Source organism: Mesorhizobium sp. M1B.F.Ca.ET.045.04.1.1, from assembly GCF_003952465.1.
Classification (GTDB): domain Bacteria; phylum Pseudomonadota; class Alphaproteobacteria; order Rhizobiales; family Rhizobiaceae; genus Mesorhizobium; species Mesorhizobium shonense.
Genome location: NZ_CP034448.1, coordinates 5,454,403 through 5,470,756, shown reverse-complemented (window position 1 = coordinate 5,470,756; position 16,354 = coordinate 5,454,403). Strand labels below are relative to the sequence as shown.

General features: G+C 64.1%; 16 protein-coding genes. 6 read left to right on the top strand and 10 right to left on the bottom strand.

From position 1 onward, the window contains the following. Positions 1-114 precede the first annotated feature (114 nt). Positions 115-2,091: a BTAD domain-containing putative transcriptional regulator gene (locus EJ071_RS27075; protein ID WP_126102730.1), complete on the top strand. Its 1,977-nt coding sequence runs from the start codon at positions 115-117 to the stop codon at positions 2,089-2,091. Here EJ071_RS27075 and EJ071_RS27070 read toward each other — a convergent pair. Continuing rightward, on the bottom strand, positions 2,088-2,705 hold the full coding sequence (locus EJ071_RS27070; protein ID WP_126100592.1) for a TetR/AcrR family transcriptional regulator: 618 nt from the start codon (positions 2,703-2,705) through the stop codon (positions 2,088-2,090). The genes EJ071_RS27075 and EJ071_RS27070 overlap by 4 nt on opposite strands. 160 nt (positions 2,706-2,865) lie before the next feature. Here EJ071_RS27070 and EJ071_RS27065 point away from each other — a divergent pair, with 160 nt between their 5' ends. Together EJ071_RS27065 and EJ071_RS27060 are read left to right on the top strand one after the other, a co-directional pair. Continuing rightward, positions 2,866-3,306 (top strand): cupin domain-containing protein, encoded by a 441-nt coding sequence (locus tag EJ071_RS27065; RefSeq protein ID WP_210211882.1) that lies wholly within the window; start codon positions 2,866-2,868, stop codon positions 3,304-3,306. A gap of 207 nt (positions 3,307-3,513) precedes the next feature. Continuing rightward, the gene (locus tag EJ071_RS27060; protein WP_126100590.1) at positions 3,514-3,945 is read left to right on the top strand and encodes a nuclear transport factor 2 family protein; all 432 of its coding nucleotides are present in this window, start codon (positions 3,514-3,516) and stop codon (positions 3,943-3,945) included. 62 nt (positions 3,946-4,007) lie between these two features. Here EJ071_RS27060 and EJ071_RS27055 read toward each other — a convergent pair whose 3' ends face one another. Together EJ071_RS27055 and EJ071_RS27050 are read right to left on the bottom strand one after the other, a co-directional pair. Next, a complete protein-coding gene (locus tag EJ071_RS27055; RefSeq protein WP_126100589.1) occupies positions 4,008-4,808 on the bottom strand; it encodes an endonuclease/exonuclease/phosphatase family protein in 801 nt (266 codons plus the stop codon). Positions 4,809-4,832: 24 nt separating this feature from the next. Next, positions 4,833-6,293, bottom strand: coding sequence for a phospholipase D-like domain-containing protein (locus tag EJ071_RS27050; protein WP_126100588.1), 1,461 nt, complete (start codon positions 6,291-6,293; stop codon positions 4,833-4,835). 105 nt (positions 6,294-6,398) lie between these two features. Here EJ071_RS27050 and EJ071_RS27045 point away from each other — a divergent pair, with 105 nt between their 5' ends. Next, positions 6,399-6,725, top strand: a complete 327-nt coding sequence (locus EJ071_RS27045) for a hypothetical protein (RefSeq protein WP_126100587.1) — start codon at positions 6,399-6,401, stop codon at positions 6,723-6,725. A gap of 565 nt (positions 6,726-7,290) precedes the next feature. Here the strand turns inward: EJ071_RS27045 and EJ071_RS27040 are convergent. The 3 genes from EJ071_RS27040 to EJ071_RS27030 all read right to left on the bottom strand — a co-directional run bounded on the left by EJ071_RS27040 (position 7,291) and on the right by EJ071_RS27030 (position 9,909). Further along, the gene (locus tag EJ071_RS27040; RefSeq protein WP_126100586.1) at positions 7,291-8,370 is read right to left on the bottom strand and encodes a site-2 protease family protein; all 1,080 of its coding nucleotides are present in this window, start codon (positions 8,368-8,370) and stop codon (positions 7,291-7,293) included. Positions 8,371-8,795: 425 nt separating this feature from the next. Continuing rightward, entirely contained in the window at positions 8,796-9,080 is a 285-nt protein-coding gene (locus EJ071_RS27035) for a hypothetical protein (RefSeq protein WP_245459978.1), read from the bottom strand. A 79-nt stretch (positions 9,081-9,159) separates the two neighbouring features. Then, the gene (locus EJ071_RS27030; protein ID WP_126100585.1) at positions 9,160-9,909 is read right to left on the bottom strand and encodes a DUF899 family protein; all 750 of its coding nucleotides are present in this window, start codon (positions 9,907-9,909) and stop codon (positions 9,160-9,162) included. A gap of 148 nt (positions 9,910-10,057) precedes the next feature. Here EJ071_RS27030 and EJ071_RS27025 point away from each other — a divergent pair, with 148 nt between their 5' ends. Then, a complete protein-coding gene (locus tag EJ071_RS27025) occupies positions 10,058-11,278 on the top strand; it encodes a helix-turn-helix domain-containing protein (protein ID WP_126100584.1) in 1,221 nt (406 codons plus the stop codon). Positions 11,279-11,309: 31 nt separating this feature from the next. Then, on the top strand, positions 11,310-11,951 hold the full coding sequence (locus EJ071_RS27020) for a DUF5074 domain-containing protein (RefSeq protein ID WP_126100583.1): 642 nt from the start codon (positions 11,310-11,312) through the stop codon (positions 11,949-11,951). 26 nt (positions 11,952-11,977) lie between these two features. Here the strand turns inward: EJ071_RS27020 and EJ071_RS27015 are convergent, their stop codons facing one another. From EJ071_RS27015 to EJ071_RS27000, 4 genes are all read right to left on the bottom strand, one after another. Next, a complete protein-coding gene (locus EJ071_RS27015) occupies positions 11,978-13,066 on the bottom strand; it encodes an acyltransferase family protein (RefSeq protein ID WP_126100582.1) in 1,089 nt (362 codons plus the stop codon). 130 nt (positions 13,067-13,196) lie between these two features. Beyond that, the gene (locus EJ071_RS27010) at positions 13,197-14,087 is read right to left on the bottom strand and encodes an ankyrin repeat domain-containing protein (protein ID WP_126100581.1); all 891 of its coding nucleotides are present in this window, start codon (positions 14,085-14,087) and stop codon (positions 13,197-13,199) included. Between the two features lie 217 nt (positions 14,088-14,304). Next, a complete protein-coding gene (locus EJ071_RS27005) occupies positions 14,305-15,561 on the bottom strand; it encodes an MFS transporter (RefSeq protein ID WP_126100580.1) in 1,257 nt (418 codons plus the stop codon). Further along, the gene (locus tag EJ071_RS27000; RefSeq protein WP_126100579.1) at positions 15,558-16,289 is read right to left on the bottom strand and encodes an MBL fold metallo-hydrolase; all 732 of its coding nucleotides are present in this window, start codon (positions 16,287-16,289) and stop codon (positions 15,558-15,560) included. The genes EJ071_RS27005 and EJ071_RS27000 overlap by 4 nt, the downstream gene beginning before the upstream one ends. Positions 16,290-16,354: the final 65 nt, after the last annotated feature.

The window sequence follows — 16,354 nt, the reverse complement described above, 5'->3', positions numbered from 1 at the left end:
CAGCGAAGCCTAATTGATGTATCGTCACGGCAGCGCTTGGGGGTGGGGCTGCGGAGTTTCCGTTGCGTTAGTTTTGAGTTAGAATTTCGTCATTCTGAAAAGCTGTTCAAGCAAATGCGAAATGGGGCAGGCGTCGCCGGCAGTAAAGTCTCACTCTTCGGTGGTTTCCAGATTGAAAAGGAAGCCGGGGGTCCCGTCTGGCTGACCGGAAAGCGAGGTTCAGCGATCCTCGCCTATCTCGCCCGCTGTCCGGGCATGGCGGCACCACGGGAGCGGCTGGCTGACCTCTTGTGGAGCGATAGCGACAGCGAGCACTCGCGCAACAGTCTGCGGCAAACGCTCAGCGTCCTGCGCCGGGATCTGTCGCGAGCAGGCATGGATCTCGTCCATTCCCGCAAGGAGCTGATCGGCCTTGCGCCGGGTGCGGTGCGGGTTGACGTGGAGGATTTTGAGACGGGTCTGCTGGCCCGTTCCGCCCAGGAACTCCAAACGGCCCTAGCACTTTACACCGGTCCATTTCTCGACGGTTTTTACCTGGGCAGCAATGCTTTTGATGATTGGGCGGCATCGGAGCGCGAAAGGCTGCTCGGCCGTGCGCTTGAGTCCTTTGAGAAGCTCGCCCGCCTCGTGGACGCCGAAAGTGGACTGGTCGTGGCCGATCGAATTCTGGCCATGGAACCGACGCGAGAGGAATCCTATCGGCTGAAAATGGAACTGCTCATTGCCTGCGGCCGGCGGGACAAGGCCCTGCGAACCTTCGAGGCTTGCAGAAGCGTGCTGAAGAAGGAATTCGGTGTCGACGTCGGCCCGGAGACACGAGCGCTCTGGCAATCCATCTCTGCTGCCGATGCCTCGTCGAGTCAGCAATCGGCAAATAGCGTTGCTGCCGTTCAGCGTCTCGGCCGTCCATCCATCGGGGTCGCCGAGTTCGTGAATCTGACGGGCGAGCGCGGCGACGATTTTTTCGCCAAGGGTCTGGTCCATGACATAACCACGGCGCTTTCCGAGGTGGCCGACTACGTCGTGCTCTCAGGGCTCCCGCCGCTTAAGGAGGACGGCAAGGAATCCAAGGCGTCGGCAGCCCCGCGGGCCCGCTACATGCTAAACGGCAGCATCCAGAGGTCCGGGGACGAACTGAGGGTGAACGTTCAGTTGGTAGACGCTGCCGATGGCCACAATGTCTGGGCGCAGAAATTCGATGGCCACTCGGAGGATGCGCTCGAATTCCAGGACAGGATCGCGCAGGCAGTTGTGCTGGCGGTCAGCCTCGAGCTTCAACTGACCAACTGGAAGGTCCGCGACAAGAGCCCGGCGGGCACCCCCGAAGTGCGCAGGTTGGTGAATGAAGCTCTGATGAAGTACTTCGAGATGACCCGGGACTCGCTCCTGGTGTCGAAGGAACTCGCCGAGAAGGCCCTGTCGATTGCGCCCGAAAATGCTCGGGCAAAGCGGACACTGTCCATCGCGACGACCATGGGCCTTGCATTCGGCGCGCTGCCAGGCAAGCGGGAGCATGTCGACAACGCGATCCGGCTTGCCGAGGACGCGGTAAGGGCCGTGCCGGACGATGAAATCGCCCGCTGCATCCTGTCGTTTGCCTATTTGCGCGATGGCCGGATCGACGAGGCGATCGTCGAATGCCGCCACGCAGTCAGCCTCAATCCGAGCTATCCGAGTGGCCACGGTGATCTCGGAGAACTCTACGGCCTGCGTGGCCAGGTGAGCGAGGCGCTGCGCGAGGCCAATGAAGCGATACGGCTCGGCGCGCTCGACGTCATCGACTTCTGGCGCCATCATGGTCTGGCCGTGGCGCTCTTCGCCGGCGGCGACGACCGCCGGGCGCTCGAAGTCGCCCGCAGGGTGGTGAGGACAAAGCCGGGTTTCGTCCGCGGCGCCCTTTATTGGGCGGCCGCGGCTTCGGCGACCGGAAACAATGAAGAAGCCTCACGCGCCATCCATCATTGCCTGTCGCAACTGCCCCATCTCAACCTCGAAAATGTCTGCCCAGGGTTCCTGCCGCGCTACGTGCGGGACGATCATCACGCCCGGTTCCTCGAAATGCTGGCGAGAGCCGGCCTTCCCAATTCCTAGGGCGCGCCAGCATCGCGCTCATCCTCGAGCGCGGCCCGCACAAGTGCGTTTGCCGCCCACAACGACAGGGCTTCGCCCTCTGCGGCGCCGAGGCCGCAGACATCACGCTGGACGATCAGTGCCTCCCAGCCGATCACCATGGCAAGCGCGCCGACGAGCCGGTTCCAGCGCTTCGGGTCCAACCGATCCCGCAACGGCGACAAAGCGGACTCGATCCATTCGACCCGGCGATAGCCGCGGCGCGGCATGCCCTCCGCCGGCGGTTCTCCATCGACCGTGAGCTTGATCAGCGAGCGGCCGAGCTTTTCGATCTCGGGACTGACGTGATGCAGCGCGCGGACCAGATGCTCCACGCGGGCCTCGCCATCGTCGCTCGCCTGCTCGATGGCGCGATCGACCGACGCTTGGGCGAGCGCGCCGACGGTCGCGTCGAGCAGCAACTGATCGAAGCTCGGGAAGTAGAGATAGACGGTTCGCCGCGAGACGTCCGCCGCGGCGGCGACGTCGTTTACGGTTGGCGTCTCGCCGCGGGCGAGCAGCGCGATCGCCGCATCGACGATCGCTTTGCGGGTGCGACGCTTCTGTGCGGCGCGGGGGTGCGGATTGACATTCATACGAGCTGAGTATACCGAAGTGCATTAATTGCACAAGAGTGCAATATGATATCAGACTCTTTGAAAGGGGGCTTTCATGACAATCTCCAACCAAACCGCCGCCGAAGCCAGTTTCCTGGGGCCGGGCGAGGGAGAAGCAATCTGGTTTCTGAGGAACCGCATGACGGTAAAGGCCACCGAGGCCAGTACCGGAGGCGGCTTCGGCCTGCTGGAATCGCTCATCGCGCCGGGTTTCTCGCCGCCGCTGCATATCCATCGCTGTGAGGACGAGTCCTTCTACGTGCTGGAGGGGGAATTGACGATGAAATGCGGCGATCGCACCTTCCGGGCGACCGCGGGCTCATTCGTGTTCCTGCCGAGAAACGTTCCCCACACATTCGTGGTCGAAGGCGACAAGCCTGTGCGGATGCTGACGCTGCTGACGCCTGGCGGTGGTGAAGGGGTTTTCATCGACGGCGGACGGCCGGCCGAGGCGGAAGGATTACCGCCGGCGACGCCGCCCGACATCGAGGCCTTGAAGCGTGTGAGCGCCCGCTATGGGGCCGAAATCGTCGGGCCGCCGATGGCACCTACGGCCAGCCATGCAGCGGCCGGCGCTTAGAGCATTTTGCAGCCAAGTCGATCACTTGGCGTCGCAGAAAATGCCGCTAAAGCAAACAGATAGAGCGGGATGCTACCTTCATTACGTATGCATCCCGCTCTAGACGTGAACTCATTGACGGGCAGAAGCGCCAGGACGTGAGATAGCGCGAGCGGGGGGTCGACTTTTCGAATAAAGTTCTCTTTCCGATCATCTGAGGGCGCTAAGATGTTAGCCTCTGACCTTGAGAAATTTATCGAGCAGGATCATCTCGCTTTAGATGCCTTTGTGAAGGGCGATCCTGAACCTCTGAAAGCTCTCTATTCGCGACGGGATGACGTCATTATCGCTAATCCGTTCGGGCCGCCGGCGAAGGGGTGGGAAAAGGCCGCCGCGACCATGGAACGGGCTGCCACCAATTACCGGGACGGCGAGGCCACCGGCTTTGAGCGCATCTCCGAGTACGCGACGGCGGACTTGGGATACACCATCGAGATCGAGCGGTTCCGATCCAAAGTCGGTGGTGGCGACAAACTGGTGCCGATTGCGCTTCGGGTCACCACCATATTCCGGCGGGAAGAAGGCGCGTGGAGGATCGTCCTTCGTCATGCCGATCCGATAACCTCAGCCCGCCCGCCAGCGTCCATAGTCGGAGAGTAGATGGGTTGCCGGACCCGTCTGGGTCTTACTCGATGAGAGCCGCAGTTTGCGCCTCTACCTTGCTACAGATGCACGAACGCGGTCAGCGGCAAATGATCGGAGGCGACCCGCGAGAGGGGCGTGTCATGCGCTTCCACGGCTGAGACCATGCCGTGCCGGTTGCCCATGATACGGTCGAGCGCCAGCATCGGCAGGCCCGACGGAAAGGTGGGCACCGCCGGCGGCGAGGGGCCGAAGGTTGTGTGCAACGTGTTGAGCGCCGAGCGGTTGCCGAGGCGCCATTCATTGAGATCGCCGAGCAGAAGCGTCGGCCTTTCGTCCACGCTGCTCATGATATCGAGCACGACGCGGGCCTGTTCGGAGCGTGAGCGGCGCAACAGGCCGAGATGGGCCGCGATCACGCGCAGCGTCCGGTGCTCGTCGAGATCGATTTCGGCGACCAGCGCCCCGCGCGGCTCCAGGCCCGGTAGTCTGATCTGGTGGACGTCGCGCACGGTGCCGCGTTTGAACAGAAGCACGTTGCCGCGCCAGCCATGTGCCTTCCCGTTTCCGGTGATCGGTACCGGCACCAGACCGGTTTCGATTTCGAGGCGGTTGAGGTCGAGCAGCCCGGCGCGGTCGCCGAAGCGGTTGTCGGCCTCCTGCAGGGCGATCACGTCGGGGCTGATTTCGCGGATGACGCGCGCGGTCCGTTCGGGGTCGAATTTGCGGTCGACGCCGATGCATTTGTGGACGTTGTAGGAGGCGACCACCATCTCGGCGCCTTCAGTCCGCTTGCGCGGCGTCGACATCGCCTTGCGTGCTTTTCTGCCGCGGATCGACAGGAGCACGGTCTCCGGAAGGCTGCGTCCGTTTCTGCCCATATGCCTGCTGCTCGTCTTCCTCGTCTATAGATAGGGCGATCCCAACCACAGCAATCGGTCGAAGACACGAATGGCAAACGGGCGGGCCTTCAGCGTCTGCAGCGTCACCGGTTGCGCGGAAGCGATCGCTGCGCCGATACGGGCCTCGATCTCGGTGGCGAAGTCGGCATCCAGGATCTCCATGTCGATCTCGAAATTCAGCCTCAGCGAGCGGGCATCGAGGTTTGACGAGCCGACATAGGCCCAGACGCCGTCGATGGCCATCAGCTTGGAATGGTCGAACGGGCCTTCGTGGCGCCAGACGCGGCAATAGTGCTTCAGCACCTGGTCGAACTGCGCCGTCATGGCGTGGTCGACAAGGAAAAGGTTGTTCACCGCCGGCACGACGATGTCGATCTCGACGCCGCGCCGGCCGGCCGTGGTCAGCGCGCTGATCAGCTCGCGGTCCGGCAGGAAATAGGGCGACATGATGCGGATCGTTTTGCGGGCGACCGAAAACGCCCCCATCATGAGCTTGTGGTTGGTTTCGTTCGAGGCATCCGGCCCCGTCGCCACGGCTCTGACCAGCATCGGCTGGCCGGGCGGCGGCGCGGTTCGTTCGACTTGCCAGACATCGTCCTTCAGCGCTTCGTTGCCGGCGAAGCGCCAGTCCTCGGCGGCGACCGAGAACAGGTCGGCCACCACCGGTCCGGTAACCTCGAAATGCGTATCCCTGGAACTGTCGGAGCCGGCGAATTCGGCCGAGAATCCCTTGCGGATGTTCATGCCTCCCGTGAACGCCACCGTGCCGTCGACGACCAGGATCTTCCTGTGGGTTCTGAGATTGGCATAGGGAAGTCTCAACCCCATGACGATTTTGCCGTTGAAGAGATCGACGGCGACGTTGGCTTCCTTCAGCTGGTGGAGAACGCTGGGCACCGAATAGCGCACGCCGACGGCGTCGATTAGCACGCGCACGGTGACGCCGCGTTTGACCGCTCCGGAGAGCGATTGGACGAACATCTGTCCGACCGCGTCGTTGTCGAAGATATAGGTCTCGAGAAGCACGCTTTTTTGCGCGCCGTCGATCGCCCGGCACATCGCAGCATACGCTTCGTCGCCGGTTTCAAGCGCGGCGATCGTGTTTCCGGAGCTGAGCTGGCGTCGCGCCACCCTGTCGCCCAGCGTCTTGAGCCCGATGAAACGCTGGCCGTATTGGGCGCTGATCAACGCCTCCATGGCCACGTCGCGGTCGTGCCTTGCCTCGGCGGCCTCGCCGGTGACCGGCCGCATGGCGCTGATCGTCGCGCGGCGGATACGGTTGATGCCGGCGATGGCGTAGATGATCGCGCCGAGGAAGGGCGACAAGAGCATCACGCCGACCCAGCCGGTGGCGGCGCGCACGTCCTCCTTCGTCATGATGGCGTGGACGATGCCGACCGCCGCCATCGCCAGGGAGAGGGCGAGAATAAGCGTAGACCAGTGACTCGCAATCGTCTGCAACATCGGCCCGACTATTGTGCGGGCGGGCGCGGAAGGCAATGCGGTAGGTCAAGGCGCGCACGATAGGCACGCAGCGGGTTCGGTCCGGAGCGAGAAAGTAGGTGCGGTATGTCCGTTCTGGGCAGTGGAGCTGACATTGTTGAACAGCTTCTGATACTCGCGGATTTCCTGGGCGCGCTGCACGCCCGCTTCGCGCCCATCTCGGTAGTCGAGATAGGCTTTGCCGCCGCCCGAAAAGCGAACATCGTCTGCGACAACACTGTAGGTCATGGTTGCGCCATCACAGGACCTTCGGCGCCGCAATCCTACCTGCCGGCATCGCGAGCAAGTTCAAAAACGGGCGGCGGCGAACGGAACTGGTTGTCGCTGGGTGTTTCATCGCTACATGCATCCGGTCCGCAGAGGGGCGTTCCGCTCCTGGTGAAGCCGCTCTAGGCCACGCCAACGATCGCCCGGCGACGCGCGCCGGCTGGCCAGAATGGATAGCCGCCGGGGTAACGTCCGGCCTGCGGATCAGTGTCTCTGGACGAAAGGAGCACGCGAACTCCCGGAACGGCGTAGAGGCACGGAGTCGACAAACCGGCGCTGGACGTAGCGAATGCCGCGATCCGCGCTATGATCAGGGACCTTAAGGGTCTCGGGCGATCGGAGTTGCAGAACCGAGCCAGAGCCGTTGACGGCGAAAACACATAAGCCGCTACTCCATGTTCGCCCTTTGTGCTTCGAAATTCGCACAAAAGGCAGTGTGGAAATGGCTGAAGGTCGACAGGCCGCGAGACGGTACCAGGGCAAAACTACGCGGTCCTTAGTTCAAACGCCGCAAGACCGAGAAGGCGGCGTCAATCAGCCTTGCCCGCAAAAGCCCAAAACTCGCGGGACCTTCAGCCCGCGCCATCTCGCGAGAGAATATCCAGCGTCGAGCCGCCCCTGCGGAAGCCAGCGCATGTGCAATCTCATGCGCTAGCCGTATATCCACACACCGCGGCCCGGCCGAGATCTGTCAGCTTGCGACGGCGCTGCGCAGCAGCATGAGCTCGCCGATGTTTTCGATGATGATGTAGCCGACCAAACGGCCCTTGGCATCCACCACGCCGACGGCAGGTGCAGCTCCCTTCTTCAGGGGTTCGAGCGCCTTGATGAGCTTCTCATAGTCGTGCACCACCGGGATATTTGCGGCCATTGCCTCGATCACAGGGGTCTGACCGCCGCGCTGCTGCAGGCCGGCGACGAGCCCGTCACGCGTCAGCACGCCGCGCAGCTTGCCGTCACCGTCGACGATCGGGAACTCGTGTTGCGTCGTGCGCAACAGGGCCTGTGCCGCCTCGTCGAGAGTCGCGGTCGCCGGCAGGCTTTCGAACCGGCTGATCATGACGTCACGGACGTTAACGGCACGCGCCGCTGCCTCGAGCCCCATCGCCTGGGTTTCCGCAGTGGCAGCGAGGTAGACGAAGATCGCAACGAATATGAGCAGCACGTTGCCGGCGACGAGACCGATGAAGCCGAAGGCGAAGGCGGCGAACTGGCCAACAGTCCCTGCAATCTCCGTCGCGCGCACGCGGTTGTAGCGCGTGGCGAGCAAGGCGCGCAGCACGCGCCCGCCATCCATCGGAAAGGCCGGAATGAGGTTGAACAGGACCAGCCAGATGTTGACGGCGGCGAGGCGAGCCACGAACGCGACATGCGGGTTATCCATCGACGTCAGCGCGTCGAGACCGACGGTGGTCCCGAGCGCGACGAGGAGAAAGGCAATGACGACATTGACCAGCGGGCCGGCGAGCGCCACGACGATCTCTTCCGACGGCTTCTCGGGTAGGCGTTCCAGCTCCGCGACGCCGCCGATCGGCAAGAGCGTGATCTTGGGAGTTCGGATGCCGTAGCGACTAGCGGCAGCGGCGTGGCCGAGCTCATGCAATACCACGCAGGCGAACACTGCGCCGATGAAGCCGACCCCCTTGATCGCAGCCGAGGTTCCACCCTCCTGGAAATAGGCGATGCCTATCCAGGCGAGCAGTAGCAGGAAAGTCAGGTGGATGCGGATCTCGGTGCCGCCGACACGGAGGATCGGGTAGGACCACTGCATGATGTGACTCCGTCGGGTCGGGAAGCAGGCCACGCCCGCCGAGCATGCCCCCGTTTGCAGTCGCGTCAAGTGGCTGGTCATTCGATCGAGCGCATGGCTCCGGCCGCCTGTCGTGCAGAGGATTTCGTAGGATATTCCTCGTGACCTGCTCAACCGCTTCTGATTCCGGCCCCAAGGCAGTGGGGGCGGCCATGCGCCTTCATGTCGGACGCAGGGTGAAGGTGCGCTTCGCCCGAAAGCGGACATCTGGATTGAACCGCTGCGACGTCAGTTCTTGATCCAAAGCCGAAACAGGCGATGCCGGACCGGCGATGCTCAATACCGCGGCGCTAGCCGCCTTTCGAAGAAACCGAAGCCGGTCGTCACCAATGCGGCTAGCACGAAATATCCCAGCGCGGCGGCGAACGGGGGCTCGTAGACAAATCTCACGCCCGCCTCGCCGCCAGCCGCAACCACGGCGCCAGGTGGAACGCGGCCATCAGCAGATACATCGGCACCATGCCGCTGAGCATGGAGGCTCCGGGCCCGGACATGCACATCATGTCCTGGCCGCCATAGGCAGCGGTGAGCAACGCCATGACCGCGAAGGTCGGCGCCGCCGCGAGGCAGAGCCAGTCGGCGAGGCCGAAGCCGCTCGGGCCGGAGGGGCGAGGGGAGTCCGCCGCTTCGATGGCAAGGTCCGGGTTTTCGGTGCTCATCTCATCCACCATTCCAACTGGGCGGGCTTTCAAGGCTCGTGGAAAAATCGGCTCCGGCGGCGCGGTTGGCGCCGCCGGAGTCGCTTCGCGCTCAGGCGTCCTTGTTGCGGAACGCCGCTTCGCCGGCGTCCGAAACCTCGACCCATCTCTGGTCGGGGGCGGCACCCTCTTCGTAATTGTCGTGCCAGTTCCACCACTTGTAGGTCTGGGTCTGCGGATAGCCCTTGGGCGAATCCTCCCATACCTCCTGGCGGCCGAGCGGCGTGACATCGAGATAGCTCCACACGGTGCCAAACGCCTCGTCGCCGCGGTTGTTGACGAAATAGGTGCGGAAGATGCGGTCGCCGTCGTGGATGAAGACGTTGTGGCCGTGCCATTCGTCGACGCCGAAATCCTTATCCCAGCTGTCGGTGATGGTGTACCAGGGCATCTTCCAGTCCATCCGCTGCTTCAGCCGCTGGATGTCGGCCTGCGGCGCGCGCGAGGCGTAGGCGAGTGTGGTGTCGCGGGCGTTGAGATGGGCGAGGTTGCCGACCTGGTCGGCGCCGAGCGAGCAGCCGCGGCAGGCGTGCTCCGGCCAGCCATAGACGCCGGGCTCGAAGAAGGCGCGGTAGATGATCAGCTGCCGGCGGCCTTCGAACAGGTCGAGCAGGCTCGCCTTGCCGTTCGGGCCTTCGAACACATAGTCCTTCTCGACAAGCATCCACGGCATGCGGCGGCGTTCGGCGGCTAAAGCGTCACGAGCGCGGGTGAGGGCTTTTTCCTTCACGAGCATCTCATCATACGCGCCTTCCCAGGCTTCTGGCGAAACGACCGGTGGTGTGTGCATTTGCTGGGTCATTGCTCTTGTCCCATTCTCTCGGTTGGTTGAGGGTGACGCGGACAGACATAGGGCCGGACGGCGCGATGGTGAGAGTTACAAGTGTGACGCGATTTGATCCGGCGGGCCTAGAAGCGGGCCCAGAAGCGGACATTGAGGCGGGCATTGCATGGACTCGCTGATCAATGCCGCCGGCCGGGCGTTGGCATCGGGCGACCCGCTCGGAGCCTTGAAGCGCGTCGCGCTGCGTGATGACGCGCCGGCGCTGGCGCTGCGCGGCATCGCCATGGCACAGCTCGGCGACTTCGCCAAGGCCAAGGCGCTGCTGAAGAGCGCCGCCCGCGCCTTCAGCCCGAAGGAAGCGGTGGCGCGCGCCCGCTGCGTCGTCGCCGAAACCGAGATCGCGCTGGTCTCACGCGATCTCGGCTGGTCGGAGAAGGCTTTGCGAGCCGCAAGAACGACGCTTCAAGGACATGGCGACCGGGTCAACGCGGCCTATGCCGGCAGCCTCGAAGCGCGACGCCTGATCCTGATCGGTCGCCTCGACGAGGCCGAGCGCCTGCTTGCCGGCTTCGATCCGGCACCGCTGCCGCCGGTCGCGCGCGTCGCGCATGAGCTCGCCGCCGCGGGCATTGCGGTTCGACGCCTGAGGACGAAGGCCGCGCGGGCCGCGCTCGGCCGGGCGGCGCTCGCGGCCTACGAAGCCAACATCCCGGCGCTGAGGGCGGAAGTCGAAACCGCTTCGCTGGTTTTGAACGTGCCGGTCGCGCGGCTCGTATCGAAGGGTTTGGAGACGCCGCTCCAACTCGACGAGGTCGAGGCGCTGCTCGAATCCGGCACGCTCGTCATCGATGCCTGCCGCAATGTCGTGCGGCAGGCCGATACGATCGTTTCGCTGGCGACCCGGCCGGTGCTGTTCGCGCTGGCGCGCGCGCTCGCCGAGGCCTGGCCGGCCGATGCGTCGCGCGAGGTGCTGCTGAGGCGCGCCTTCCGGGCCAGGCATGCCGATGAATCGCACCGTGCGCGGCTCAGGGTCGAGATGGGACGGCTGCGTGCCGAACTTGGCGCCCTCGCTGAGATCAACGCGACGGTCGCCGGCTTCGCGCTTTTGCCGCTGAATGCCGCCGAGGTCGTGGTGCTGGCGCCGCCTGTCGAGGAGGAGCATGGGGCGGTGCTCGCTTTCCTGGCCGACGGCGAGTCGTGGTCGAGCTCGGCGCTTGCGATCGCGCTCGGCGCCAGCGCGCGCACCGTGCAGCGGGCGCTCGAAGAGCTTTCGACGGCAAATAAGGTCCAGGCAGTCGGCCGCGGCAGGGCGCGCCGCTGGATGACGCCGCCGATGACCGGATTCCCGACTGTCTTGTTACTCCCGGGTCCGCTGCCGAGCGACTAGTCTGCGGCCATTGTTCAAATGGAGATCGAAAATGAAACGAACCGCTGCCGAGATCCTGCGCGAATATGGCCCCTTTCCAGACGCCGAGCGCGTCAATGGCGTCACCTATGACGGCAAGAATGTCTGGTTCGCTACCGGCGACAAGCTGAAGGCGCTTGACCCGGAGAGCGGCGCGATCGTGCGATCGATCGACGTCGCCTCGCATGCCGGGACTGCCTTCGACGGCGAGCACCTCTACCAGATTGCCGAGGACCGCATCCACAAGGTCGACCCGAAGACCGGTAAGGTCGTCGCCACCATTCCCGCCCCGGGCAATGGCGGCGATTCAGGCATGGCCTGGGCCGAAGGTTCGCTCTGGATCGGCGAATACAGGGCGCACAAGATCCACCAGATCGATCCTGAAACCGGCAAGGTGATCCGCACCATCGAGTCGAAACGCGTCGTCACTGGTGTCACTTGGGTCGATGGCGAGCTCTGGCATGCCACCTGGGAAGGCGAGGAGGGTGATCTGCTGCGCATCGATCCCGAAACGGGCGACGTGCTGCAGGAGGTGGCGATGCCCTCTGGCGTGTCGGGACTGGAATCCGATGGTGGCGGCTGCTTCTTCTGCGGTGGCGGCAGCAGCGGCAAGATCAAGGCCGTGCGCCGGCCGGGGTCCGACGCTGGCAAGTAACGGATAGCCTTAAGCATGCGGCCCGATCAGGCCGCCTCGCGCGCTGGCCGGACCATGGCCTTTTCGGAGACCTTCGCAGCGCTCGACCTGTCGATATGCGCCCAGGCCGGCCGCTCGAACAGGAAGTTTCCGAAGCCGGTGCGCTTGACGATGAAATAGAGAATGACCGGGCTGACGACCGAGACGAGCAGCACCGCGAGGCTGAGCCAGCCAGTGTCGGTCACCAGGCCGCTTGCAAGGGCGAGACCGCGGAAGATCGACATCGGGATGGTGAAGGCGACATAGACGACCAGCGAATGCTCGCCCAGCCAGCGCAGCCATTCCATCGAGGCGAATTTCGACAGGAAGCCGCCGGCGACGCAGAGCGCCACCGCTCCGGCGACGGCAAGCGTAAGATGCAGCGGCGGCCATGCCGCCAGGCCCATTTGCATGCCGACCGGCTGAACGGCATAACCCGGCGAATAGACGAGCAGGCCATTGACGATCGCCCACGCGGCCAGGCCCGCAACGGCGATCGCCGGTCGATTTTGCGTCCATTCGACGAGACGGAACACCAGAGGCGCGAGGACGAAGCCGAGATAGAAGAACACGAAATAGGCGGCGAATTGCGTGAGGGCGTAACTCTGCGAATGCGGCGCCCACATCTGCAGCGCTGCGGCGGCCGCGATGACGATCCAGTGCGGCACGCCAAGCTCACGCAGGACGCGCGCGACGAGGCCGAACACCGCCAGCATGTAGATGAACCACAGCACGCCATAGGGCTGGACGACGGCCATTGCGAGATCGTGCAGCATACCGGCGGGATCGCGGCTGAAGATGCCGATCTTCAGCCCGATCGAGATCACCGCCCACAGCACGTAGAAATAGAGATAGTGGACGACGCGCCGGTCGATATAGCGCCGCCACGGCCGGTCGATCACCTGCGACAGGAACAGGCCTGAGATGAGAAAGAACTCCGGCATGCGGAACGGCGTCGCGAAGCCGATGACATAATGCAGGAAGCCAACGCCGCCGGTGTATTCACCGGTGTTGTAGGCCGAATACATCATCACCACCAGGATGATGGAAAGACCTTTCGCCGTGTCCACCCACGGCATGCGCATCGGGCTGCTCATGAACGATCTCGAGGAAATTCACCTGCGCCATAGTATCGGACAGGCGCATCTCTAGCAGCATGAAGCTTCGGATATCGTAAACGCGGCGACGACGCAGGCCCGTGCAGTAGTTGCGGAAGAGATTATCGATTCAAGGTAGCGGGATCGGCTTGTCACTGAGTGTGCGCAAGTAGGCGATCAGGTTGACCCGTTCGGTCTCGTCCGGGACACCCGGAATCTCCATGGAGACGCCCGGCCTGGTGAGCATGGGCCCGAAGAGATATCTGTTCAGGTCCTCGTACGACCATACGCCTTCCCAGCTCAGCAAGGCGTCAGAGTAACGCATATCTGCCATAGATGCCTTGTCGCGGCCGACGACGCCCCACAAGTTCGGTCCCGTTTTGTTCGCTCCCTGTGGCTCGGCATTGTGGCAACCGTGACACACACGGGTGAAGTAGGTTCGGCCTTTCTCGACATCGGCAGAAGCCAACTTCATCGAGATCGGGGCTGGTGTTGGCGAGACGACGCCGTGCGACATCAGATAGTCGGCAACTTCGCGTTGCCCCCGGCGTTTTGCCAGATGGAGCGGTGTCTTGCCGCCATTTGTCTTCGCATTCACGTCCGCGCCGGCCACGACCAGTGCCTTCACGCAGTCGAGACAACCGAGAATGACGGCGACATGAAGGGCGGATTCGCCGTCACGGTCCGAATTTGGATCTGCGCCCCGCTCCAGCAACAGATTTAACAGATCGATCTTGCCTTTCCCCATAGCCGCCATCAGCGGGCGACCCCAAGTCGTCGGGGCGTTGACGTCCGCACCACGTTCTATGAGCAGTTTTGCCGCTTCGATGTGGCCCATCATGACCGCAAAATAGAGCGGCGTTGCGTCTCCATCGCTCTCATCGACGCCGGCACCTGCGTCGAGCGCTGCCGTGATCGCCGCGACATCGCCGTTCTTCGCGGCGTCGTGAATGGCGGCGGCGCGCAATTCAATCGGGAAATATGCAAGCAGTGGCGCAATGAAAAGCAGGAGCCTGCGCATTTGGCACCTCCCCACGGCAAGCCGGAGGACGCAGCATGCTTTTAAGGGGACAAGGATACCTCAAATGCCCCGCGAGAACGAGAGTTTTCAGGAAGACTGGCCATGGCCTTGCTGCCCTCTGTCAGCGGGTTGTAAAGCCTCATCCGGATCAACTCGTGCCGTGGCGCGAGCAAAGGCGGACTCTTCTGCGCGGATATCAAGCGTCAGGCTTTCACCGCTAGCCGTCGCTTCGTGCCGGCGTTAACGCTGTTGTCTCCCGCATCGCCACAGCCACGATCGCGCCGGAGAGAAAGGTCAGCGCCGCAATCGCCGCGATCGCCGCGACGAAACCGAAGAAGTCGGCGATGAGACCCGCCGACAGCGCGCCCACCGCATAGCCGAGATCGCGCCAGAAACGGTAGACGCTGAGCGAGCGCGCCCGCCAGGAAGGATGCGAGGCGTCCGATACCGCCGCGATCAGGCTCGGATAGACCATCGCTGTGCCGAGGCCGAGCAGCAGGCTCGCCAGCAGCCACCAGCCGAAATCGCGCGTCATGGCGGTAGTGAGAAGCCCTGCCGCCTGCACCCACATGCCGGCGACGATCAGGCCCTTGCGGCCCCACCGGTCGCTCAATGGCCCGGTCGCAACCTGCAAGATGCCCCAGACCGCGGGGTAGACCGCCTTGAGGATGCCGATCCGCTCGACGCCGAGCCCGTTGGCGACGAAGAAGAGCGGGAAGAGGCCCCAGCTCATGCCGTCGTTCAGATTGTTCACCAGGCCGGCCTGCGAGGCGGCGAACAAATTGCGGTCACTGAGGGAGGTCAGCAAGAAGATCTCGCGGAAACTGAGCGGCGACGCCTGCTTCGCGTGGTTCGCCAGTTCCAGCCGCACATGCTCGCGCGTGTCGCGCACGAGCAGGATCGACAGCGCGGCACCCAGGACCGCATAGCCGACGCCGAGGTAGATCGGCACCGGGCGCAGCCCGTAGCGGTTCGCCAGGTAGCCGGTCAGGAACGCGGTGACGCCTACCGCGAGATAGCCGGCGAATTCGTTGAGGCCGACGGCGAGCCCGCGCGATTTCGGCCCGACCAGATCGACCTTCATGATCACCGTCATCGACCAGGCGAGCCCCTGGTTGATGCCGAGCAGCGCGTTGGCGGCGACGATCCAGCCCCAGCTCGGTGCCCAGATGATGATGAAGGGCACCGGCAGGCCGAACAGCCAGCCCAGGATCAGCACGCGCTTGCGGCCCCATGTGTCGGCAAGCTGGCCGGAGACGAGGTTGGCGCAGGCCTTGACCACGCCGAAGCTGACGATGAAGGAGACGACGAGCGTGGTGGAGGCGACGCCGAATTCCTCCGCGCCGATCAGCGGCACGACTGTCCGCTCGATGCCGACCATGCCGCCGACAAAGGCGTTGATCAGCACCAAAAGCGAAAACTGCTTCCAGTTGGCCTTCAGGCCGAGCGCAACGGCGGGCGCGGATGCGCTCAAGACCGAGCTCCGGCATTCGCGGCCCGGGTGCGGGCGGCGTCCGGTGGCGGGGCAGGGATGTCGGCGGTCATGGCTGCGACGAACTGATCCTCGTCCTCGATGCGGAACGCCTTGTTGAAGCGCCGCTCGAAGCCGATCGTCGACGTCGGCTTGCCGCTGAGCGACCGGCCGCAGACCGAACCCGAATAGGCGCCTGGCAGCACCTCGATGTGGTCGGGCAATTCCTTCAACCGGCGCGCGCTGGCATAGAGCGCACGCGCGCCGTCCTCGGCGCTCGAGGCGAGCTCGGTGCGGCCGAGATCTCCGACCATCAGCGTATGCCCGGTGAGCACGAACCAGGGTTCGATCGACCGCGTCCGGTCGGTGACCAGAAGGCTCAAATGCTCCGGCGTGTGGCCGGGCGTGTGGATCACGGTCGCCGTGACGTTGCCGAGTTCCAGCACCTCGCCGTCTTTCACGCGGCGGAACGGGAAGCCGGTCTCGGCGCCCTCGAAGAGCACGTATTCGGCGCCCGTCGCCTCCGCGAGCGCGCGCCCGGCCGAGATATGGTCGGCGTGGATATGCGTGTCGACGACGTAGAGGATGCGCATGCCCGTGGCATCTGCAGCTTCGACATAGGGCGCGATGTCGCCAACCGGATCGACGACGGCCGCGGAAGCCTTGCCGCCGCAGCCGAACAGATAGGAGGCGGCAACCGGGTCGGTATGCAGGAACTGCCTGAGAATCATCGCCTTTCCTCCGAACGGGGCAACTGCGCTTGGCGAGCCACTGGCTTGACGGCAGGCCGAAACTG